The sequence below is a fragment of the Flavobacterium petrolei genome (assembly GCF_003314435.2).
Taxonomy (GTDB): domain Bacteria; phylum Bacteroidota; class Bacteroidia; order Flavobacteriales; family Flavobacteriaceae; genus Flavobacterium; species Flavobacterium petrolei.
Map to the genome: position 1 here is coordinate 1182374 of NZ_QNVY02000001.1, position 23330 is coordinate 1205703.

General features: G+C 34.6%; 23 protein-coding genes. 20 read left to right on the top strand and 3 right to left on the bottom strand.

Annotated elements, in window-relative coordinates; all coding sequences use genetic code 11:
• Positions 1-84 precede the first annotated feature (84 nt).
• Positions 85-231: a hypothetical protein gene (locus DR871_RS16400; RefSeq protein ID WP_165355307.1), complete on the bottom strand. Its 147-nt coding sequence runs from the start codon at positions 229-231 to the stop codon at positions 85-87.
• A gap of 654 nt (positions 232-885) precedes the next feature.
• Here DR871_RS16400 and DR871_RS05125 point away from each other — a divergent pair.
• The 5 genes from DR871_RS05125 to DR871_RS05145 all read left to right on the top strand — a co-directional run bounded on the left by DR871_RS05125 (position 886) and on the right by DR871_RS05145 (position 4307).
• Positions 886-2217 (top strand): hypothetical protein, encoded by a 1332-nt coding sequence (locus tag DR871_RS05125; protein WP_113664559.1) that lies wholly within the window; start codon positions 886-888, stop codon positions 2215-2217.
• A 295-nt stretch (positions 2218-2512) separates the two neighbouring features.
• On the top strand, positions 2513-2743 hold the full coding sequence (locus DR871_RS05130; protein WP_113664558.1) for a hypothetical protein: 231 nt from the start codon (positions 2513-2515) through the stop codon (positions 2741-2743).
• 84 nt (positions 2744-2827) lie between these two features.
• Positions 2828-3433 (top strand): hypothetical protein, encoded by a 606-nt coding sequence (locus tag DR871_RS05135; protein WP_129752526.1) that lies wholly within the window; start codon positions 2828-2830, stop codon positions 3431-3433.
• A 31-nt stretch (positions 3434-3464) separates the two neighbouring features.
• Positions 3465-3905, top strand: coding sequence for a hypothetical protein (locus DR871_RS05140; RefSeq protein WP_113664556.1), 441 nt, complete (start codon positions 3465-3467; stop codon positions 3903-3905).
• A 39-nt stretch (positions 3906-3944) separates the two neighbouring features.
• Positions 3945-4307, top strand: coding sequence for a hypothetical protein (locus DR871_RS05145; RefSeq protein WP_113664555.1), 363 nt, complete (start codon positions 3945-3947; stop codon positions 4305-4307).
• 261 nt (positions 4308-4568) lie between these two features.
• On the opposite strand, the gene DR871_RS05150 is transcribed toward DR871_RS05145, so the two are convergent.
• The gene (locus DR871_RS05150) at positions 4569-5567 is read right to left on the bottom strand and encodes a GntR family transcriptional regulator (protein WP_113664554.1); all 999 of its coding nucleotides are present in this window, start codon (positions 5565-5567) and stop codon (positions 4569-4571) included.
• 99 nt (positions 5568-5666) lie between these two features.
• Here DR871_RS05150 and DR871_RS05155 point away from each other — a divergent pair, with 99 nt between their 5' ends.
• From DR871_RS05155 to DR871_RS05175, 5 genes are all read left to right on the top strand, one after another.
• Positions 5667-6722 (top strand): aldose epimerase family protein, encoded by a 1056-nt coding sequence (locus DR871_RS05155; protein ID WP_113664553.1) that lies wholly within the window; start codon positions 5667-5669, stop codon positions 6720-6722.
• A 91-nt stretch (positions 6723-6813) separates the two neighbouring features.
• Entirely contained in the window at positions 6814-9210 is a 2397-nt protein-coding gene (locus DR871_RS05160) for a DUF4982 domain-containing protein (protein ID WP_113664552.1), read from the top strand.
• A 120-nt stretch (positions 9211-9330) separates the two neighbouring features.
• Positions 9331-10497, top strand: a complete 1167-nt coding sequence (galK, locus tag DR871_RS05165) for a galactokinase (RefSeq protein WP_113664551.1) — start codon at positions 9331-9333, stop codon at positions 10495-10497.
• Between the two features lie 2 nt (positions 10498-10499).
• Entirely contained in the window at positions 10500-11558 is a 1059-nt protein-coding gene (locus DR871_RS05170) for a UDP-glucose--hexose-1-phosphate uridylyltransferase (protein ID WP_113664550.1), read from the top strand.
• Between the two features lie 12 nt (positions 11559-11570).
• A complete protein-coding gene (locus tag DR871_RS05175; protein ID WP_113664549.1) occupies positions 11571-13241 on the top strand; it encodes a sodium/sugar symporter in 1671 nt (556 codons plus the stop codon).
• A gap of 240 nt (positions 13242-13481) precedes the next feature.
• Here the strand turns inward: DR871_RS05175 and DR871_RS05180 are convergent, their stop codons facing one another.
• Complete coding sequence (locus DR871_RS05180; RefSeq protein ID WP_113664548.1) at positions 13482-13826, bottom strand: toxin-antitoxin system YwqK family antitoxin; 345 nt, start codon at positions 13824-13826, stop codon at positions 13482-13484.
• Between the two features lie 226 nt (positions 13827-14052).
• Between DR871_RS05180 and aspS the strand changes: the two genes are divergently transcribed.
• The 10 genes from aspS (at position 14053) to nuoH (ending at position 23303) form a co-directional block, all read left to right on the top strand.
• Positions 14053-15798, top strand: coding sequence for an aspartate--tRNA ligase (aspS, locus tag DR871_RS05185; protein ID WP_113664547.1), 1746 nt, complete (start codon positions 14053-14055; stop codon positions 15796-15798).
• Positions 15799-15930: 132 nt separating this feature from the next.
• Positions 15931-16125: a cold-shock protein gene (locus DR871_RS05190; protein ID WP_007137066.1), complete on the top strand. Its 195-nt coding sequence runs from the start codon at positions 15931-15933 to the stop codon at positions 16123-16125.
• A 286-nt stretch (positions 16126-16411) separates the two neighbouring features.
• A complete protein-coding gene (locus DR871_RS05195) occupies positions 16412-16777 on the top strand; it encodes an NADH-quinone oxidoreductase subunit A (RefSeq protein WP_113664546.1) in 366 nt (121 codons plus the stop codon).
• Positions 16778-16863: 86 nt separating this feature from the next.
• Positions 16864-17412: an NADH-quinone oxidoreductase subunit B gene (locus DR871_RS05200; RefSeq protein ID WP_113664545.1), complete on the top strand. Its 549-nt coding sequence runs from the start codon at positions 16864-16866 to the stop codon at positions 17410-17412.
• A 3-nt stretch (positions 17413-17415) separates the two neighbouring features.
• A complete protein-coding gene (locus DR871_RS05205; RefSeq protein ID WP_113664544.1) occupies positions 17416-17937 on the top strand; it encodes an NADH-quinone oxidoreductase subunit C in 522 nt (173 codons plus the stop codon).
• A 35-nt stretch (positions 17938-17972) separates the two neighbouring features.
• A complete protein-coding gene (locus DR871_RS05210; protein WP_113664543.1) occupies positions 17973-19211 on the top strand; it encodes an NADH-quinone oxidoreductase subunit D in 1239 nt (412 codons plus the stop codon).
• A gap of 79 nt (positions 19212-19290) precedes the next feature.
• A complete protein-coding gene (locus DR871_RS05215; RefSeq protein WP_113664542.1) occupies positions 19291-19821 on the top strand; it encodes a complex I 24 kDa subunit family protein in 531 nt (176 codons plus the stop codon).
• A gap of 1 nt (position 19822) precedes the next feature.
• On the top strand, positions 19823-21190 hold the full coding sequence (gene nuoF, locus DR871_RS05220) for an NADH-quinone oxidoreductase subunit NuoF (RefSeq protein ID WP_113664541.1): 1368 nt from the start codon (positions 19823-19825) through the stop codon (positions 21188-21190).
• A gap of 18 nt (positions 21191-21208) precedes the next feature.
• A complete protein-coding gene (locus tag DR871_RS05225) occupies positions 21209-22258 on the top strand; it encodes a 2Fe-2S iron-sulfur cluster-binding protein (RefSeq protein WP_113664540.1) in 1050 nt (349 codons plus the stop codon).
• The gene (gene nuoH / locus DR871_RS05230) at positions 22251-23303 is read left to right on the top strand and encodes an NADH-quinone oxidoreductase subunit NuoH (RefSeq protein ID WP_113664539.1); all 1053 of its coding nucleotides are present in this window, start codon (positions 22251-22253) and stop codon (positions 23301-23303) included. The genes DR871_RS05225 and nuoH overlap by 8 nt, the downstream gene beginning before the upstream one ends.
• The last annotated feature ends 27 nt before the right edge of the window (positions 23304-23330 follow it).

Sequence of the window (23330 nt, forward strand, 5' to 3'; positions counted from 1 at the left end):
TATTTTGGATTAAACAAGAGAAATCCTGGTTTTCCTGGGCTCACGGCTTTTTTGGTCACTTTAGCTCACAAAAAAACGAGGTAATTAGCCTCGTTCTTTGGATTGAATCAATTTTGAAAACACTTCAAGTTCTTTATCCGTGAAGTTTCCCGCTTTTATCGTTAGCGGATACCTCACATCTTGGGATTTGAGCACTTGTTTAAGTTGGGATAGTCTTATTAATAATCTCATGGTTACTTTTACTATAAATATGGTCTAAAATTTAAATCTAAATTTTTTCTCAGAAATTTTTTTCTCAATTTGGATAGCGCAGTGAACGAACATATCCATCGCTATAGATAGGAAAGTGTACTTTATCAGATTATCGAAGGAGGTAACTAAGCTTGTGTTTACAAGGGTTACGGGAGGGAGGGTGTAATATTGGAAGAGATAATCTCTTTTGAAAGGCTTGCTAGCGTTTACAGGAGCATCTGTAGCTTAATCGGAACACAATTAGTTTTTAAATAGTTGCTGAGGTTTAAATCTCTCTCTTCAATCTTCTATCATATATGTTACTTAATATACTACTGATTAGTAGGGTTGAAACCCTAGTAATATCAATGCTTTAGAGAATGTTAACTCAAATAGGTGTATGCTCAGTTTGCGCTATTCAAAAACATGGTTGTTAAAATTAATTTGAAGTGGTTTGAAAAATAGTTGACCAAAAGACTTGACTTAGCCAGCTCATTTTCGTATATTAAGGTTAAACAATAACTGAGAGTAAAACTCATTAAAATCCTTGGTTGCTGGAGGGGTCATGTCTTCCAGCTTCTCTTACCAAGTTAAACAATTAGAGAATACAATAATCCATCCTCAGTGATGGAACGAGAATAAGAGAATACAAGAATGAACTTTAAAAATGAAGATTACATCGCCTTTACTGGCGATACAGGAGATTTTGACCTGCTCCAAAACGATTACAAGCTGTCTGAATCAGCACTACGTTTCCCAAACGTAAATTCTATACTAATTCCAAAGAAAGCCCAGTATAACCTACGTAAACATGTTTCTAAACCGATGCTTAGAACCATTGATACTAATATTGATATAGCTATTGAAAAGTGCCTAGTGTTCTTGTATAACCTAGCTAGCACTTACTACACGGATGACAAATGGAAATCGCTTAGCTCTAAGATACTGCACCAGCAGAGCCGAAATGCTGACAATACCTATATATATACCAAGATAATTGATGTTCTTACCACTGGAACAAGTACAGGTGCATTTATTGAAGTTGACAGCAGCTATCAAGTCGGCATGCAGTCCAAGAAGTTTCGATTAACGGATACTTACTTAAAAGCGGGACTTGTTGAATACATCATTAATGATGTTGGAATCATCCGTACTCGAAATAAGATTTACTACCAGCAATTATGCGAAGCCATGGCAAATCCGATATGTTCCAATTTGATTGCGATGTATCCAAAAATTGACTTACCAACTAGTGAAGAACTACTGTCTATTGGCAAACTATTAGCTAAAGAAGGAAGAACCACCAAAAAAGGAAAGATATTGACTATGCGAAACAAACATAAAGACCACTATTGGTTAGATGTAAAAAACAGAAGCTTTGTCGAGGATAATATTGAACTGTTTGAGTTTCTAACTGGTCGTGGGTTTATGATTCCCAGTGCGGGAGATTTTCACAGCGGTGGTCGTGTTGTGGACAGTTTTACTCTTATGCCTTCATGGATTCGGGAACAGATTACCATTGAAGGAAAGAAGTTGATAGAGTGTGATTACAGCGCACTGCATCCAAATATTGCTATCAATTTGTACGATGGTTCATTAACTTATCTCACACATCAAATTATTGCTGAACGTACAGGAATTCACTTTGATAATGTTAAGATTGAGCATTTGAGTTTTTTCAATATGAAATGGAATGATATGATAAAATCTCCACTTTTTGACTACTATTCAAGATATGATTCTGATATGTTAGCAAGGATTTATCACGATAAAAACGAACATGGTCATAAGATTACCTCTCAAAAAATGTTTGGGGTTGAGGTAGCTATTATGACTGATGTTATAAGGTACCTCAACGATAAAGGTATTTTTGTCTTATACGTGTATGATGCTCTTTTATGTGATTCTAAAGATTTTGATTTGGTAGCAAAAACTATGAATCGAATCATTTTAGAACATGGTATTAGAACAAATCTTAAAACTTAATAATTTAATTTGTGTTTATCGCCTCCGGCGATCAACGCAAATTTATAATTAATTTAAAAATGTTTCCTCAAGGATAGCGACATGAATAATTTTATAGTAATATAATTTTTACAATTGTTTCTCGGTCGCATTATACATATATTTGTTTTAAAAAAAAACTATTTACCACGACAACCAACCCGAAAATTGATGAATTAATATTATTATAAGAATAATAAAAGTTCGAAATTATTACTAAGATTTGAAAAAGAAAGAATTTTATAAATATAGAATCAAAGAGGGTGCCTCTAAAAAAATGTCTAATATACTTAAAGATTTTAATTCGAGAGTTGCGCTAGTTGATGGAACAATGTGTTCAATTACAGCAGTGATTCCAGCGAACAATTACTTTATAAAAGACGGGAATTTAGATGTTGAAAATTTATATCAAATAAAAATCCTCAACTCAAAAAGTAATCAAGAAGCATTAGTAATCCCAGAACTTTTAGAAAATATACCTGAAGCGGAATGGATAATAATTGATTAGATGTTGAGGTTTAATTGCATTAAGAAGTTGTAGTCCTAAGTATAAAATAGATATAAACAACATAGTTACATGGAAGAGGAGAAGTTGAAAATTAATCAAGTTAAAATGTCTGTTGGGAAAACTGAAAAACAATTTTACTATGAAAAGATGCACTATGCTGATTCTTGGACAAAAATTCCAAAACTAAATTATGAGTATTGTGTAAAAAACAATTTAGCTATCGCCACTGAAGTTTTAAAAGACTTAGACGGAAATATTATTTTATTAAAATATAAAAACGAGAACTCTCAAGAGAAAAGGGAAAGGCAAAAAAAAGAGATTAAGTCTAAAACAGTTGAAATAGATAATCTTAAACATATTTACTTAGTAAAAAGAACTATCGGAAAAACTGGAAAGCATTACTACTATGAATCATTAAGTTCTGTTGAAAATGCAAAAGATGTTTATTGGTACAAAACTGACGAATCCTTCTTTAGACATTTAATTAATTCGTACAAAAAAAACGCATTAAATATTGAGTTAGACGACAAAGGTGAAGTTGTCTATATGGAATATACTAAAAATGAAAAAGAAAGTAGTAAAGCCATTATAAGTGATGATAATTTAAAAAAAGAAACAAAAGGTTGTTTTAAAACGGTAATCCTTACGTTTGTTTTTCTAATAGTGGTTTTATTAATTATTACTTTTTAACCAAATTTCAATTAATATTACTGAGTAAAAAATGACAGATAAAAATTTAAATGATTATTACCAAAGTCAAATAGACAATATTAATAATATACAGAAAGATATTTCTGGAAAACTGACTGATTTAATAAAACACACTACCACTATTTCTTTTGGGATGCTAACCATTTTGGTTACTTTCAAACCCTCTTTAGATTCTGACAACGAAAACTATATTTTGTTTATTTGTGTTTTAGTCTTATTGGGACTAAATGTAATTACAGGTATTTTATATATTTTTTGTCAGATTATTTTATTAAATAAACAACTAAAATTCCAAACAGATAGTTTTAACAACAGATTAAGCGGTAATTTAGAAAAAATTTATGTCTCGAGAATAAAAGAAAAATGGCATATTCCAGTAATAAAATATCTGTTTTATTTCTCCTTTTTGCTATCAATTATAATTCTAATAATATACGGAACAAAATCTTAAATACAACAAGCATTTATATAACCATATTAAAATATTTTTATGAAAATTAGACACTTTAAAAACCTAACTGTTAAATTGTTATTAGCTCAATTACTTTATTTAACTTATAGCTGTGGTGAAGCTGTAAAACCATCAGACGACCCAAATAATAAAATTGCACTTGAAGAAATTAAGAAAGAACCTAAAATTAAGGAAGCGATAATAACTGATGCAAACGTACTTTATGTCACTGTGGAAGATGATAAGACAAATCGTGATGGATATGCTCAATATTTATGTGAGATTTTAAAAGAACACAAAGCAAGTAGTTCTTGGGTTAAAGTTGTGAAAGCTAATTCTATTAATGATGAAAATAGCGACAATGTATATGGTATTTTGCTGGGAGAATCAAATTGTAATTAAAAAAAGGTTGTTTAAAATTGATATGGTTCAATAATTTATTTTTAATTAAGTGAAGGGATAAATATTCACTAACAGAAACTATTTTATAGAAATTTTATAGAAATTCGTCAGATTTTTAAGGTTATCCTCTCAGGTACGATAAGCTTGTAATTTAATATAAGCAAAGGATAGTTTCTTCAAATCTTCAATAAAAAGATTCGACAACTCAACTGTAACGGGTACAAAAACCGCTTCGAAAGAAGCGGTTTTTTTGGTTTTATATCACAACGAATTCCTAATAATCAAATCACACTTATTCTCAATTTGTTCTTTTTTCCCTTTTGTAATCATCTGTGCCAGTAACTTTCCCATGGCTTCAAAATTTGTTGATATGGTAGTGATTCCGTTTTCGACTACTTTTTTGAGTGGAGTTTCATTATAAGAAATAATACCATAATCACTGCCTAATTGCAACTTCTGCAGTTTTGCTTTTTCAATAACACTTACTAAATCCCTATCACTCGGAATGATGTATACTTCTCCTTTTTGTATTTCCCGATTCTTGAATTCAGTGATGATTTCATAATCGAATGCAAAGTCTTTGCAAAAATTCTCAAAACCTATTTTCATTCCCAATGGTTCGCGAAATCCCGGAAAAATCATAATCAGTTTCTTGTATTTGCTTAATTTGGTTTTTCCTTTTACTAATCCGTTATAAATGTCTTTAAGGTGATTTTGATAAATTGCAGGTAAAGATTTTAATTCTGGATTGGTCTGGTCTAAGATGTAAACATCGTTAACTGGTAGGGTTTTTATCATCGTGGCCGCGTCGACTAAATTAGTCGGCATGATAATGTATTTTGTATAATTACCGTTACTGTCATTTACCAGTTTTCGAAAAACAGAAGTGTTAAAATGATGAAAGAAAATGTCTACCTGAACATTATTTCCAATGTTTTCCAAAAACGAATTGTAGATGTCTTCCTTGAAAATATTCAATTCATCAAAAAGTAAAAATATCCTTTGTTTTATGGTGACTTCAACACTTTTTACATAATATCCTTTCCCAAGAATAGCATAGATTATTCCTCTTTTTTTTAACTCTTCATAGGCTTGCAAAACCGTGTCTCGGGACAAGGAGAATTCTAGGCAGACTTTGTTTACGGAGGGAAGTTTGTCCCCTTTTTGCAGGTTTTCGTCTTCTATTGCCTTCTCAACGGAGCTAATTATTTGTCGGTATTTAGGAACTCCAAGGTTGTTCTGAATCGAAATTATTTTCATACAGCAGTGAATTTCTCGGCAATATACAAAAACTGGTAGGTACTGGTATGTTAATGAAAACAATTATTTTACTTTTGGTTTTTCATATTTCATAATTAAATGACAAAAATAAAACACATATCATATTTTATAGCCAATTCTGAAGCAGAATTATTTGGTTTAATGCCAGATGGCGAAGAGGTATCTATTTATCAGTTAATCAATAAAAATGGAATGGAAATAAAGGTTACCAATTATGGTGCAACGGTTACCTCCTTAAAAACACCATTAAAAAACGGCGAACTGGTTGATGTAGTTTTAGGTTTTGATACTTTAGATGCCTATTTGCAATCATTTAATCTAAAAAGTGCTCCTTACTTTGGGGCAACTGTAGGAAGATTTGCCGGAAGAATAAATAATGGCGAATTTAAACTGAACGAGGAAACGTTTCATTTGTATCAAAACAATAACAATCATTCGCTTCATGGCGGAAATTTAGGCTTTAGCCAAAAAAATTGGAAAGTTAAAAATCTAGACAATGGCAGAAACCCATCAATTACCTTGTACTATGTTAGTGATGCTCAAGAAGAAAATTATCCAGGCGAATTGACCGTGGAGCTGACTTATACTTTGTCTGAAGAAAATGAATTAATTATAGAATACAAAGCGAACACTACTGAGGATACCATTGTGAATTTAACGCATCACAGCTATTTTAATCTTGATGGCCATCAATATACTGTTTCTGAACAGAAATTGATTGTAAATTCCGAAAAAACGGTAGAGACGACCGATGAAAATATTCCAACAGGAAGGTTTTTAAATGTGGCTGGTTCTTCTTTGGATTTTAAACAGCCAAAAAAATGTCCTTCAATAATTGATACTACGTTTGTTTTAGAAAAAGAAAATGAATTTTCAGCTTCGCTTTTTAGTAAAAAGAATAATCTGAAAATGACGGTTTATACGAATCAACCCGGGGTTCATATTTATGTAGGAGGAGATTGTTTTAATACTGTAAAAGGGAAAGAAAATGTAGATTATCATCCGTTGAGTGGCATTTGTTTTGAAACACAAAATTTTCCTGATGCACCAAATCACAAACATTTTCCGAGTTCCGTTTTGAAAAAAGAAGAGACTTATCATCATAAAACGATTTATAAATTTCAATCTTTTTAATTAAGAGATTTTAAAAGTTACAGTTCCTATTTGTTTAAGTTTTTATAAAAAAAAGATTTTGAGATATTGTATTTTCTTATTGCTAATTCTAATGGGTTTTTCTTCTGGAGAAATTCAGGCACAGTCACGATCAATAGTCAATATTGGATCTAATTGGAAATTTCAAAAAGGTGATTTTGAAGAGGCGTTTAAAGTAAATTTTAATGATTCGAAATGGGAAACCGTTACCGTACCACACGACTGGGCAATCTATGGTCCTTTTGATAAAAATGTAGATATACAGAAGGTTGCTATTGTTCAAAACGGAGAAAATGTAGCTACCGAAAAAACAGGGCGAACAGGTGCTTTGCCCCATATTGGAACTGCGTGGTACCGCAATACATTTACCTTGCCGAAAGATTCAAAAGGGAAGAAAATAATTTTACTTTTTGAAGGTGCCATGAGCGAACCTCAAGTGTATTTAAACGGAAAAAAAGTGGGAGAATGGGCGTATGGCTACAGTTACTTTTATTTTAATGTTTCCCAATTTATAGAAGAAGGAGCCAACACATTGTCAGTAAAATTAACCAATAAAGAATTTGCTTCCCGTTGGTATCCTGGCGCAGGTTTGTATCGAAAAGTAAGTGTTATTATAAAAAATAGCGAAAGCATTGATCAATGGGGTCAGTTTGTAACGACACCTTTTATCAGTGAAGATGTGGCCAAAGTTAACATTAAGACCAAAGCTTCTGGAGAAAATACGCGTTTAGTCACCACTATTTTTGATGCCGAAGGACACAAACTAAGTTCAGAGGAGTCGACTTTGCAATTCGGAAAGGAGTTCGATCAAAACTTAAAAGTAGAAAATCCAAAATTGTGGAGTCCTGAAACGCCGCATTTGTATAAAGCGGTTTCTCAATTGTATGTTGGAAAAGAACTGAAAGACGAAATATCAACACGTTTTGGAATTCGGGAAATAAAATACGAGGCTAATAAAGGCTTTAGCCTAAATGGAAAGATAACCAAATTTAAAGGAGTTTGTCTGCATCACGATTTGGGTCCGCTTGGAGTTGCCGTAAATAAAGCCGCGTTACGCAGGCAAATGACCATATTAAAAGATATGGGCTGTAATGCAATCCGCAGTTCGCACAACATGCCCTCTTTCGAGCAATTGGAGTTGGCAGATGAAATGGGCTTTATGTTTCTAGCAGAGAGTTTTGATGAATGGGCAAAGCCAAAAGTAGAAAATGGGTATCATCGTTTTTTTGAAGAATATGCCGAAAAAGACATCGTGAATTTAGTACAAGCCACACGAAATCATCCCTCGATTGTGATGTGGAGTTCTGGAAATGAAGTGCCGGATCAATGGGGTGAAGAAGGAGTAAAACGTGCCAAATGGTTGCAGGAAATCTTTCATAGAGAAGATCCAACTCGTCCCGTTACAGTTGGTATGGATCAAGTAAAAGCAACTATTGAATCTGGTTTTGGTGCTTTGCTAGATATTCCAGGACTGAATTATCGCGTTCATTTATATGATGAAGCCTATAAAAAATTTCCGCAAGGGTTTGTTTTAGGTTCAGAAACCGCTTCAACGGTTAGCTCCAGAGGGATTTATAAATTTCCTGTCGTTCAAGAAAAAATGAAACAATATCCAGATTTTCAATCTTCTTCTTATGATCTGGAAGCCTGCAGTTGGTCAAATGTACCCGATGAGGATTTTGTACTTCAAGATGACAAACCGTGGGTAATTGGCGAATTTGTGTGGACGGGTTTTGATTACTTGGGCGAGCCAACTCCTTATGACGAAAGTTGGCCGTCGCGAAGTTCTTATTTTGGAATCAACGATTTAGCGGGTTTGCCTAAAGACCGTTATTATTTATACCGAAGCCGTTGGAACACGAAAGAAACTACGCTACACATCCTGCCACATTGGAACTGGGAAGGTCGTGAAGGGCAAACAACTCCTGTTTTTGTTTACACCAATTACAACAGTGCCGAGCTTTTTATCAACGGGAAGAGCATGGGTGTGCAGAAAAAAAATAACAATACACCACAAAATCGATACCGTCTGATGTGGATGGATGTGAAATACGAGCCAGGAACGGTAAAAGTGGTGGCTTTTGATGACAACGGTAAGGCTGTTGAAGAAAAAGAAATGCATACTGCCGGCAAACCTTATCAAATTGTTTTAGATGCAGACAGGAAAACAATTGCTGCCAATGGAGAAGATATTTCTTTTGTAACCGTATCTGTAGTGGATCAAAATGGAATTGTTTGTCCTACAGCGACGAACCAATTGAAATTTAAGGTTACTGGAGCGGGTACTTACAGAGCGGCTTGCAATGGCGATGCCACTTCACTTGAAATGTTTCATAAAGATACCATGAAACTTTTTAGCGGAAAATTGGTAGTGCTTATAAAATCTAAAACAACCGCGGGTGATATACAACTTGAAGTGAATGGAGCAGGGCTAAAGAGCGGTAAATTGGCCTTGGCAGCAGCCAAATAAATAAAAAAGATAAGTAAGTATTGCAACTTTACTTTTGAAAACAAAAAACATAAAAACAGCCTTAAAGCTAAATGCAATAACAGAAAATTTAGAAAACAACACACCATTAATTAAAATAAAATGAATGATTTATTAATTAAAAAAACAATAGCTTTCTTTGAAAAGAGCTTTGGTTCAGTGCCAAAGAAAATAGTTCTCTCTCCAGGAAGAATTAACATTATCGGAGAACATATTGACTATAATGATGGTTATGTTTTGCCAGCAGCAATTGACAAGATTATTTGTTTCGCTTTCGAAAAAAATTATACCAATACCTCAAAAATCATTGCTATAGATTTAGATGATTCGTTTGAAGTTGATTTGACAACGGACATGGAATTGACGGATAATGTATGGACAAATTACATTCGTGGAGTTATTAATCAATTGAAAATCAAAGGTTTTAAATTTGATGGGTTCAATTGTGTTTTTAGCAGTAACATTCCTGTAGGTTCCGGTTTGTCTTCTTCGGCGGCATTAGAATGTGGGTTTTTATTTGGAATCAATGAACTTTTTGACTTGAAAATAAAACCGGTAGATATTGCCTTAATGGGTCAAAGTGCGGAACATTGGGTGGGTATCAATTGCGGAATTATGGACCAGTTTTCGAGCGTCATGGGACAAGAAAACAAAGTCATAAAAATTGATTGCAGAACATTAGAATACGAATATCATGATGCTGATTTTAATGATTATTCTTTGATTTTATTCGATTCGAATGTAAAACATTCCTTGATGACATCGGCTTATAATGAAAGAAGACAGCAATGTGAAGAAGGGATTGCGATTATAAAAAGTAATTTTCCGGAGATAACTAGTTTTAGAGATTGTAACGAACAACATGTTTTAGGATTGCAACAGATAATGAGTGCCAATGTTTTCAAAAGATGTCTTTTTGTGGTAAAAGAAATCAAACGAGTAACTCAGGCTTGTGACGCTTTGGACAAAGGAGATATCGAAACCTTGGGTAAATTAATGTTCGAAACGCATCAAGGATTATCGGTTGATTACGAAGTAAGTTGCGCCGAATTAGACATGATTGTAGACACGCTTAAAAAGGAAGATGCCGTAGTAGGTTCCCGATTAATGGGCGGCGGTTTTGGAGGTTGCACCATCAATTTGATTAAAAAAGGGCATGAAGAGCGAATTAAACAGCAACTTTCTGCACTTTATTTAGATACTTTTGGAATAGAATTAAAAATTTACGATGTAAAAATCGGAAATGGAACATCACTTTATATCGCATAATAATGAAAAATTTTGATATCAACGAAGATCCTCACAGACGTTATAATCCTTTAATCAACGAATGGGTTCTGGTTTCTCCACACCGTTCGAAACGTCCTTGGCAAGGACAGAATGAAACAGTAATTTCGGATACATTGCCGGAATATGACCCAACGTGTTATTTGTGTCCGGGAAATGTTCGTGCGAATGGAATGGTCAATCCAGACTATGAAAGTTCTTTTGTTTTTGAAAATGATTTTGCTGCTTTAAAGCAAGAAGAAATTGCTTTTGAAGAAAACAAAAATGAAACTTTTTTTAAAGCAAAACCAGAAAGAGGAATTTCTAGAGTAGTTTGTTTTTCGCCAAAACACAATTTGACATTGCCAGAAATGTCAGCCGATGCGATTGAAAATATCATTCATACTTGGCAAAAAGAATATACGGATTTGGGCAACGTAGATTATATCAACCATGTTCAGATTTTTGAAAATAAAGGAAGTGTGATGGGTTGCAGTAATCCCCATCCACACGGACAAATTTGGGCGCAATCTTCTTTGCCAACTGAAGTGGAGAAAACGCAAAGTAATCTAAAGGCCTATTTTGACAAACACAACAAAACGCTTTTAGAGGATTATGTAAAAGAAGAGCTGAAGTTAGATGAACGCATTGTGATTGATAATGATCATTTTGTGGCATTGGTTCCTTTTTGGGCGATTTGGCCGTATGAAACCATGATTGTCAGCAAGCGAAATGTGAATAAAATAACTGATTTTACGGAAGCGGAAGTGGTTGATTTTGCAATTATTCTAAAGCAATTGACAACCAAATACGACAACCTTTTTGAAACCTCTTTTCCATATTCATCAGGAATTCATCAATCGCCAACAGATGGAGAGTTGCATCCGGAATGGCATTTTCACATGCATTTTTATCCACCATTATTGCGTTCTGCAACTGTAAAGAAATTTATGGTAGGTTACGAAATGATGGGAGAATCACAAAGAGATATCACACCGGAGAAAAGTACTGAAATTTTAAAAAACCAATCAAACGTTCACTATAAACGACTAACCAAAACCTAAAAAATTTAACCAATGCAAACATTAGCAATCCAAGATTATATTGTTTTTTTATGTTATTTCATCCTGATTGTTGGGTATGGAATCTGGATTTACAATAAGAAAAAGAAAGAAGAAACGAGTAGTAAAGATTATTTTTTAGCCGAAGGATCACTTACTTGGTGGGCAATTGGCGCATCATTAATTGCTAGTAATATTAGTGCGGAGCAATTTATAGGGATGAGCGGAAGTGGTTTCAAGATGGGGTTAGCGATTGCTACTTATGAGTGGATGGCGGCTCTTACTTTGATTATTGTTGCCATTTTCTTTATCCCGGTGTATTTGAAAAACAAAATTTTCACTATGCCACAATACCTGAATCAAAGGTATAACAGCAATGTTGCCATGATTATGGCGGTATTTTGGTTGTTATTGTATGTCTTGGTCAATCTTACTTCCATATTGTATTTGGGAGCTTTGGCGATAAGCAGTATTTCTGGTTTGGATATCACATTATGTATGATTTTCTTAGCGTTTTTTGCGGTGATGATTACACTGGGCGGAATGAAAGTGATTGGATATACGGATGTTATTCAGGTTTTCTTTTTAATCTTGGGAGGTTTGGTAACTACGTATTTAGCTCTGAATTTAGTTGCCGAAGAGTTTGGTTCTACGGGAGTTATAAATGGTTTCAATTTGATGACGACACAAGCAAATGATCATTTCCACATGATTTTTGAAAAATCTAATCCTAATTATATGGATTTACCGGGATTGTCAGTTTTGATAGGAGGAATGTTAATCATCAATTTAAATTATTGGGGTTGCAACCAATACATTACGCAACGTGCATTGGGAGCTGACTTAAAAACAGCAAGAAATGGGATTTTGTTTGCTGCTTTCTTGAAATTGCTAATGCCTATAATTGTTGTTTTACCTGGGATTGCAGCTTTTGTATTGTATCAGAACGGGCATTTTGGTGCTGAAATGTTGCAAGATGGTACAGTAAATCCTGATCGTGCTTATCCAGTTTTGTTGAATTTGCTTCCGGTGGGTTTAAAAGGACTTTCGTTTGCAGCTTTAACCGCTGCGATTGTTGCTTCTTTAGCTGGAAAAGCGAATAGTATTGCTACAATTTTCACTTTGGATATTTACAAAACGAAACTGAATGTGGATGCCGATGAAAAGAAATTAGTTAACGTGGGGAAAAAAGCTATTGTTGTTGCAATGTTAATTGCAGTTATAGTAGCACCTTTTCTTGGAATTGATAAAAAAGGAGGGTTTCAATACATCCAAGAATATACGGGTTTTGTAAGTCCCGGCGTTTTTGCCATGTTTATTTTAGGATTCTTTTGGAAGAAAACAACTTCTAATGCGGCTTTATTTGCGACAATTGGTGGATTTATGTTCTCAATCTTGTTCAAATTCATGCCTGCTTTTGTAGACTTATCGTTCCTTCATGCAAGTGGTTTTTCAGTTCCAAATGCTAATGGTGTTTATGAAATTCCTTTTATTGACAGAATGGGATTTGTTTTCTTGATTTGCGTTATCGGAATGTATAGCATTAGTATGTATGAAACAGCAAGAGGCGTTAAAACAAATGGTCTGGAAATTGATAGAACTATGTTTAAAATGTCTCCAGGTTTTACTGTCGGGATGTTGATAGTACTTTCGCTTATTGCCGCTTTCTATACTATCTTCTGGTAGAAAATAGCCTAAATTCAAAAAAGCGATGGTTTCAATTATATTGAATTCATCGCTTTTTTATTTTATAATAAGGTCTTAAGAGAATTGCTGTAAATGATATAGATTCCTATAAAGATTTTTTTATGCTAAACGTAATGTTTTTTAGAAGCAATAATCTACTAAAGTGTAGTTTGAGCAAAAAATATAAGGCACAAAAAAAGCCTTCGAATAACGAAAGCTTTAATGATATTTAAATTTCTTTTAATTGTTAACCAACGCGTCTTGTTTCCAAGTTTTAACAGAAGCGATTCTGCTATTAGAATATTCTACTTCGTTCAGTTTGTTACCATTCCAAAAAAGCCATTTTCCAGTTTTCTCTCCATTTTCATAATTAGCGACAGATAATTTGTTTCCATTTACGTCAAATGAAATCCAGATTCCTTCTAATTTTCCATTTTTAAAGAAACCTTCTTGCTGTACTTTTCCGTTTTCATGGTAGTATGTAGTTTTGACTAAGTCACCTACAGCTTCTAATTTTGGGTTGTTTTCTTGAGCGAATGCTATTCCTGAAAATAGTAATGCGGTTAATATTATATATTTTTTCATGTTATTGGATTTTTAAATTCATATTAGCTTAACAAATATATAAAACATTTTACAATAAAAAAACTTTAAGTTAACAATTTAGTAACATTGAAGTGAAATTTAACATTGGTAAGAAAGTTTGGTTATCAGCCAAACGCTAAAATTTCTTATTTCTCAATTCATTATTCATAATTAGTCCTAAATTTGCAGCGGTGTCCAAAGGGCAAAATAATCAAAAATTTAGAACATGTATAGAAGTCATAACTGTGGCGAATTGAATGCCTCACACATTAATACTGAAGTAACACTTGCGGGATGGGTACAAAAATCGCGAGATAAAGGATTTATGAACTGGGTTGATTTACGGGACCGTTATGGAATTACGCAGTTAATTTTTGATGAAGGACGTACTGAAAAATCTGTTTTTGAGTTGGCTAAAACACTTGGTCGTGAATTTGTAATTCAGGTAAAAGGAACTGTTATTGAGCGTGAAGCCAAAAATAAAAATATCGCGACTGGTGAAATCGAAATTTTAGTGACAGAACTTACTATTCTTAACGCTTCGCTTACGCCTCCTTTTACAATAGAAGATGAAACGGATGGAGGAGAAGATATCCGAATGAAATACCGTTACCTGGACATCCGAAGAAATCCGGTGAAAAACAGTTTGATGTTTCGTCATAAAGTAGCCATGGAAGTGCGTAAATATCTTTCGGATTTGGATTTCTGTGAAGTAGAAACGCCGTATTTGATCAAATCTACTCCCGAAGGAGCCAGAGATTTTGTGGTTCCTTCCAGAATGAATGAAGGGCAGTTTTATGCATTGCCGCAATCTCCGCAAACGTTCAAGCAATTGTTGATGGTGGGCGGAATGGATAAGTACTTCCAGATTGTTAAATGTTTCCGTGACGAAGATTTACGTGCAGACAGACAACCGGAATTTACACAAATCGATTGCGAAATGGCTTTTGTGGAACAAGAAGACATTTTGAATGTTTTCGAAGGATTGACAAGACATTTATTAAAAGAAATAAAAGGTATAGAGGTAGAGAAATTCCCAAGAATTACCTATGAATATGCGATGAAAACCTACGGAAATGACAAGCCGGATATCCGTTTCGGAATGGAGTTTGGGGAATTAAATGAAGTAGCACAGCACAAAGAATTCCCGGTTTTTAATGCTGCGGAATTTGTGGTTGGAATTGCAGTTCCTGGAGTTGGAAATTATACTCGTAAGGAAATTGATGGATTGATTGACTGGGTGAAGCGTCCACAAGTGGGTGCATCCGGAATGGTTTATGTAAAATGTAATGAAGATGGAACTTATAAGTCATCCGTTGATAAATTTTACGATCAAGATGATTTAGCACAATGGGCCAAAATCACTGGTGCAAAACCAGGAGATATGATTTTTGTGCTTTCTGGTCCTACTGATAAAACAAGAACACAGTTAAGCGCATTAAGAATGGAATTGGCAACTCGTTTAGGATTGAGAAATCCAGCCGAATTTGCTCCTCTTTGGGTGGTTGATTTTCCTTTATTGGAATTTGATGAAGAAAGTGGTCGTTACCATGCCATGCACCATCCTTTTACATCTCCTAAGCCAGAAGATATGCACTTATTAGAAACAGATCCAGGTAAAGTTCGTGCTAATGCGTATGATATGGTTTTGAATGGAAATGAAATTGGCGGAGGTTCAATTCGTATTCATGATAAAGCTACACAACAATTGATGTTTAAATATTTAGGTTTCACCGAAGAAGAAGCTAAGGCTCAATTCGGATTTCTGATGGATGCATTTCAATTCGGTGCGCCACCTCATGGAGGTTTGGCTTTCGGATTGGATAGATTGGTTGCTATTCTTGGAGGACAAGAAACGATTCGTGACTTTATTGCTTTTCCAAAAAACAATTCCGGAAGGGATGTTATGATCGATGCGCCATCTGTAATCGATGAATCACAGTTAAAAGAGCTTCATATAAAATTAGCTTAGTTGCAATTGGTCGGAATAATTTGTTAGAAAACGTTGAATATCAATATTTTTACAAAATAAAAACAGAAGATAGTATTTCGTATTATATTAAATATTACATTTGCTTCATTATAAATTATTATTACAATTACAATGCGTACAGGTACAGTTAAATTTTTCAATGAGTCTAAAGGTTACGGATTCATTACAGACGAAGAAACAGGAAAAGACATTTTTGTTCATGCATCAGGAATCAACGCGGAAGAATTACGCGAAGGTGATAGAGTAAGCTATGAAGAAGAAGAAGGAAGAAAAGGAAAAGTTGCTGCGAAAGTAGCAGTTATCTAAGCATAAAAAATTAATTTTTTTTGCCTACGAATGGTAAAAACGTTTCGATTTATATCGAAGCGTTTTTTTTTGTACCTATGACATCCGAAAAAATAAGCTTGGTGTTTAAAATTGTTAAGTAAAAAAACGTTAAACAGATCTTAAGATAACGGTCTTTTCTTATTTATAATTAATAAAAATTGTAAATTTACATCGATGTAGTTAGGATGTATTTTTAAGTTTTAATTGTTGTTTAATAATTTGAAAGTTATCTTTGCCACTTACTCTTAATAAAAAAACACACAATATGCAATCCGATCAATTAAATTATATTCCAATTGTCATGCAGTTCATTTTGGCTGTAGGTTTTGTAGTTGGTACAATATTGGTTTCAGGTAAATTAGGGCCTAAGCGTTCCTCTGAAGCAAAGGATAAAAACTTTGAATGTGGTATTGAATCTGTTGGAAACGCAAGAATTCCATTTTCAGTAAAATATTTCCTAGTTGCAATCTTATTTGTTTTGTTTGATGTTGAGGTAATTTTCTTGTATCCATGGGCGGTCAATTTCAAAGAGCTCGGCATGGAAGGAATGGTTAAGATGGTAATTTTTATGCTTTTACTTTTGGTGGGTTTTTTCTATATCATCAAAAAGAAAGCCCTAGAGTGGGAATAAAGATTTGTTTTAAATGCTGAATTTTAAAATATAAATGGTTTCATTTTAATTTGTAATTCAAAATTTGTAATTCAAAAAAATAAAAAATGAGTGATTCTAAAATAAATATGGTAGCGCCACCCGAAGGAGTTGTAGGAGAAGGTTTCTTCGCTACAAAACTGAATGATGTTGTGGGTATGGCTCGTGCTAATTCATTATGGCCATTACCTTTTGCGACTTCTTGTTGTGGTATAGAGTTTATGGCAACAATGGCGTCACACTATGATTTAGCTCGATTTGGTTCTGAACGGGTTAGTTTTTCTCCGCGTCAGGCCGATATGCTAATGGTGATGGGAACGATTTCAAAAAAAATGGCTCCTATTTTACGTCAGGTATATGAGCAAATGGCCGAACCTCGTTGGGTAATAGCGGTTGGTGCTTGTGCTTCCTCTGGAGGTATTTTTGATACTTATTCTGTTTTGCAAGGAATTGATAAGGTGATTCCGGTTGATGTTTATGTTCCGGGTTGTCCGCCAAGACCAGAACAAATTGTAGATGGAGTTATGAAATTGCAAGAGTTGGTTAGAACGGAATCGGTAAGAAGAAGAAGTTCGCCAGAATACCAAGAATTATTAGCTTCTTATAACATCAAATAAATAATGGCGCTAGAAACGATACAAATCCAAGAAAAATTAGTTGAAACATTTGATTCAGCTGTTTTTGAATTCAATCAAGAAAGAGATATATTTTCATTTGAAGTCGCTGCCGATAAAATTACGGCGGTTATTCTTTTTTTGAAAAATGACCCAATATTACGTTTTCATTTTTTAACTGATTTATGTGGAATTCACTATCCAGACAATGATGTTGATCATCAATTTGCAGTGGTGTATCATTTGCACAATTGGTACGAAAACAAAAGAATTAAAATCAAAGTCTTTATCAACGGTGAAAACCCGGAAATAAAAACAATATCAAATATTTTCTTGAGTTCTAATTGGATGGAGAGAGAAACGTTTGATTTTTATGGCATAAACTTCATTGGTCATCCGCAATTGAAACGTATTTTGAATATGGATGAAATGATTTCTTTTCCAATGCGAAAAGAATTCCCAATGGAAGACAGTGGAAGAACTGATAAAGATGACCGTTTCTTTGGAAGAACAACCGACAATTATTAAAAACACACACTATTATAATTTTTCACATTAAATAAATGTCAGAACTATTATTACCACCAGAGCATCGCTATGCTAAAAGAATTGCAGCCCAACTAAATGAAGATGGAAGCGAGCTTACTATTCTTAATTTGGGGCCAACTCACCCAGCTACACACGGTATTTTTCAAAATATCCTGTTGATGGATGGAGAAAGAATTCTGGAAGCGGAACCAACCATTGGTTACATTCACAGGGCTTTCGAAAAAATCGCCGAAAACCGTCCTTTTTACCAAATTACACCTCTTACCGATAGAATGAACTATTGTTCATCGCCTATAAATAATATGGGTTGGTGGATGACATTAGAAAAATTGTTGGATATTGAAGTTCCTAAAAGAGCGCAATATTTAAGGGTTATTGTAATGGAATTGGCAAGAATCACGGATCATATCATCTGTAATTCAATCCTTGGTGTGGATACCGGAGCCTATACCGGATTTTTATATGTATTCCAATTTAGAGAAAAAGTATACGAAATCTACGAAGAAATTTGTGGAGCTCGTTTAACAACTAATATGGGAAGAATTGGTGGTTTCGAAAGAGATTGGTCACCAGAAGCTTTTAGAAAATTAGATGTGTTTTTAGAAGAATTTCCAGCAGCTTGGAAAGAATTTGAAAACTTATTCGAAAGAAATAGAATTTTTATTGACAGAACTGTAAATGTTGGAGCTATAACGGCTGAACAAGCTATGGCCTATGGGTTTACAGGTCCAAATTTACGTGCAGCAGGTGTTGATTATGATGTTCGTGTAGCGCAACCGTATTCTTCTTACGAAGATTTTGATTTTATTATTCCTGTTGGAAAATCGGGAGATACTTACGATCGTTTTTGTGTTCGTAATGCCGAAGTTTGGGAGAGTTTGAGTATCATTCGCCAAGCATTAGCAAAAATGCCGGAAGGAAATGACTTTCATGCGGATGTTCCAGATTATTACCTTCCCCCAAAAGAAGATGTATACCATAACATGGAATCGTTGATTTACCATTTCAAAATCGTGATGGGTGAAGTTCCAGTTCCAGTTGCCGAAATATATCATCCCGTAGAAGGTGGAAACGGAGAGCTAGGTTTTTATTTGGTTACGGACGGAAGTAGAACTCCTTATAGATTGCATTTCCGCAGACCTTGTTTTATTTACTATCAAGCATATCCAGAAATGATTAAAGGGTCATTACTTTCGGATGCAATTGTTATTTTGTCAAGTTTAAATGTTATTGCCGGAGAATTAGACGCATAAAAGATATCAGATTGCTTCGCCAGTTCGCCTTTTGGCTCGGGTGTTGATTAACGATTTTAGATTTCAGATTTAAAAAAAAATGGAAAGAACTTATCACAAACAAGAAATAAATATGACTGAAGCATTGATGTTGCGCATCAATGAATTAATCAGTCATTATCCGGAAGACAAAAGAAAATCGGCATTATTGCCTGTTTTACATGAAGTTCAAGATGCTCACGAGAATTGGTTGAGTATTGAATTAATGAATAAAGTAGCCGAAATCCTTTTGATTAAACCAATTGAAGTTTACGAAGTAGTATCGTTTTATACGATGTACAACCAAAGACCAATTGGAAAATACATGTTTGAATTTTGTCAAACTTCTCCTTGTTGTTTGAACGGGGTGGAGGATTTAATGGATTACACTTGTGAAAAATTAGGTGTAAAAGTGGGTGAGCCTACTCCAGACGGTCTTTTTGAAGTGAGAGGAGTTGAGTGTTTAGGTGCTTGTGGTTATGCTCCAATGATGCAATTAGGCGATTTTTACAAAGAACATTTGACGGCAGCAAAAATCGATCAGCTAATTGAAGATTGCAAAAACGATACAATAATATTACACGATAAATAATATGTCACAAAAAATATTATTAGACAAAATAAATATTCCAGGAATTAAAACCTACGAAGTGTACCGTCAAAACGGGGGTTATGCTTCAGTAGAAAAAGCCCTAAAAACATTAACACCGGACGAAGTTGTTGAAGAAGTGAAAACTTCCGGATTGCGTGGTCGTGGTGGAGCAGGTTTCCCAGCGGGAATGAAATGGAGTTTTATTGATAAAAAATCAGGAAAACCAAGACATTTAGTTTGTAATGCCGATGAATCTGAGCCAGGAACTTTCAAAGACCGTTATTTGATGGAATTTATTCCTCATTTATTGATTGAAGGAATGATTACTTCCAGTTATGCTTTGGGTGCAAACCTTTCTTACATCTACATTCGTGGAGAATACATGTGGGTGTATAAAATATTAGAAAGAGCCATTAACGAAGCAAAAGCTGCTGGATTTTTGGGTAAAAATATATTAGGTTCAGGATACGATTTAGAACTTTATGTTCATTGTGGTGCCGGAGCTTACATTTGTGGTGAAGAAACTGCTTTAATCGAATCATTGGAAGGTAAAAGAGGAAATCCTCGTATCAAACCACCCTTTCCTGCTATTTCAGGACTTTGGGCAAATCCAACGGTTGTAAATAACGTGGAAACAATTGCCGCTGTGCCTTGGATTATCAATAATTCAGGTGCGGAATACGCTAAAATTGGTATTGGACGTTCTACAGGAACCAAATTAATTTCGGCTTCAGGACATGTCAAAAATCCTGGTGTTTATGAAATTGAATTGGGTTTAAGTGTTTACGAATTCATGAATTCTGATGAATATTTAGGCGGAATGAGTTCTGACAGACCTTTGAAAGCATTTGTACCGGGAGGAAGTTCTGTTCCCGTTTTACCTGCTCATTTAATTTATAAAACGGCAAACGGTGAAGATCGTTTGATGTCATACGAATCGTTAAGTGACGGTGGATTTGCAACTGGTTCTATGTTAGGATCAGGTGGATTTATTGTTTACAATGACACATCTTGCATCGTTCGCAATACTTGGAATTTCTCTCGTTTTTACCACCATGAAAGCTGTGGGCAATGTTCTCCATGTCGTGAAGGTACTGGTTGGATGGAAAAAGTATTGCACCGAATTGAAAATGGTCACGGTCGTGAAGAAGATATTGATTTGCTATTGAGTATTCAAAGTAAAATTGAAGGAAACACCATTTGCCCATTAGGTGATGCGGCAGCTTGGCCAGTGGCAGCAGCAATTCGTCATTTTAGAGAGGAGTTTGAATACCATATTCGTTTCCCGGAAAAAATAAAGAATAGAGATCATTTTGTTGCGGAACCTTTTGAAAAAGTAAAGCATTTAGTTTCTAAAGTAATCGTATAAAGTCAAGAATTTCAGAAAATGAAAGTAACCATAGACGGTCAAAGCATAGAAGTAGAACCAGGAACAACAATCCTGCAGGCAGCACGTATGATAGGTGGAGAAGTAGTTCCGCCAGCAATGTGCTATTATTCTAAACTAAAAGGTAGCGGTGGAAAATGCCGTTGTTGTTTAGTGGAAGTTGCAAAAGGAAGTGAAGCTGATCCAAGACCAATGCCTAAATTAATGGCATCTTGTGTAACAGGTTGTATGGACGGAATGGAAGTGAACAGTAAATCTTCACCGAGAGTTCAAGAAGCCAGAAAATCAGTAACAGAATTTTTATTGATTAATCACCCGTTAGATTGTCCAGTTTGTGATCAGGCAGGAGAATGTGATTTGCAAAACTTAAGCTTTGAGCACGGGAAATCAGAAACTCGTTTTATCGAAGAAAAAAGAACTTTTGAGCCAGAAAATATTGGTCCAAATATTCAATTGCACATGAACCGTTGTATTCTTTGTTACCGTTGTGTAATGGTTGCAGATCAGTTGACTGACGATCGTGTTCACGGAGTAATGGATAGAGGAGACCATTCTAATATATCAACTTGTATTTCTAAAGCGGTTGATAATGAGTTCTCTGGAAATATGATTGATGTTTGTCCGGTAGGTGCTTTAACTGATAAAACATTTAGATTTAAATCTAGAGTTTGGTTCAGCAAGCCTTATAATGCGCACAGAGATTGCCCTACTTGTTCTGGAAAAACCACCGTTTGGATGTTTGGTGACGAAATCCAACGTGTTACCGGACGAAAAGATGAATATCATGAAGTAGACGAATTTATTTGTAATGGTTGTCGTTTTGATCATAAAGAAATAAAAGACTGGGTTATTGAAGGACCAAGAGCATTCGAAAAAGACTCGGTTATCAACCAAAATAAATACAACAGGAAATTACAGAAAGTTGAAATCGCTACCGAAGATCATATTCTTTTAGGTAGAGAAGAAGACCGTAAGAAAATAAGCATGGTCGAGATTCCATTGACCGAAGAAGACATTATTAATCAAAAAAGCTTGGGTAATAATGGATAGTACTATTATCATAGAAAAAAGTGTCATTATTGTTGCCGTTTTTGCTTTGACAATGTTGATGGCAATGTATTCCACTTGGGCGGAACGAAAAGTTGCCGCTTGGCTTCAAGACCGTGTTGGACCAAATAGAGCCGGTCCTTTTGGATTATTTCAACCGCTTGCCGATGGTTTAAAATTATTCTCGAAAGAGGAATTTGAACCAAATACACCAAACAGATTTTTGTTTTTTGTAGGTCCTGCAATTGCAATGAGTACCGCATTAATGACAAGTGCCGTAATTCCTTGGGGAGACAGACTACATTTGTTTGGAAGGGATATTTTATTGCAGGCAACTGATTTAAACATTGGATTGTTATACTTTTTTGGAGTAGTATCAGTGGGTGTTTACGGAATCATGATTGGTGGCTGGGCATCTAATAATAAGTTCTCTTTGATTAGTGCTGTACGTGCTGCTTCGCAAATGGTATCGTATGAAATCGCTATGGGTTTATCCATAATTGCATTGCTGATGATGACTGGAACTTTAAGTCTAAGAGAAATATCTGAGCAACAAGCTGGAATGAATTGGAATGTTTTTTATCAGCCACTGTCTTTTATTATTTTTCTAATCTGTGCTTTTGCGGAAGCAAATAGAACTCCTTTTGACTTAGCGGAATGCGAAAGTGAGTTGATTGGAGGATATCACACGGAGTATTCTTCGATGAAAATGGGATTTTATTTATTTGCTGAATATGCGAATATGTTTATCTCTTCGACTATTTTAGCGGTTTTATTCTTTGGAGGATATAATTATCCGGGAATGAGTTGGGTTGTTGAAAATTGGGGTGTAAATATTGCCAATATTTTAGGATTTGGTGCTTTATTTATCAAATTATGTGGATTCATCTTTTTCTATATGTGGGTTCGTTGGACCATTCCAAGATTTAGATATGATCAATTGATGCATTTAGGATGGAAAATTCTAATCCCGTTAGCGATTATTAATATTATAATTACTGGAATTGTAATTTTGCGAGCAGATATTGCTGCTTATTTAGGATTTTAATTAGTACCGAAAAGCCCTAGCCCTGAT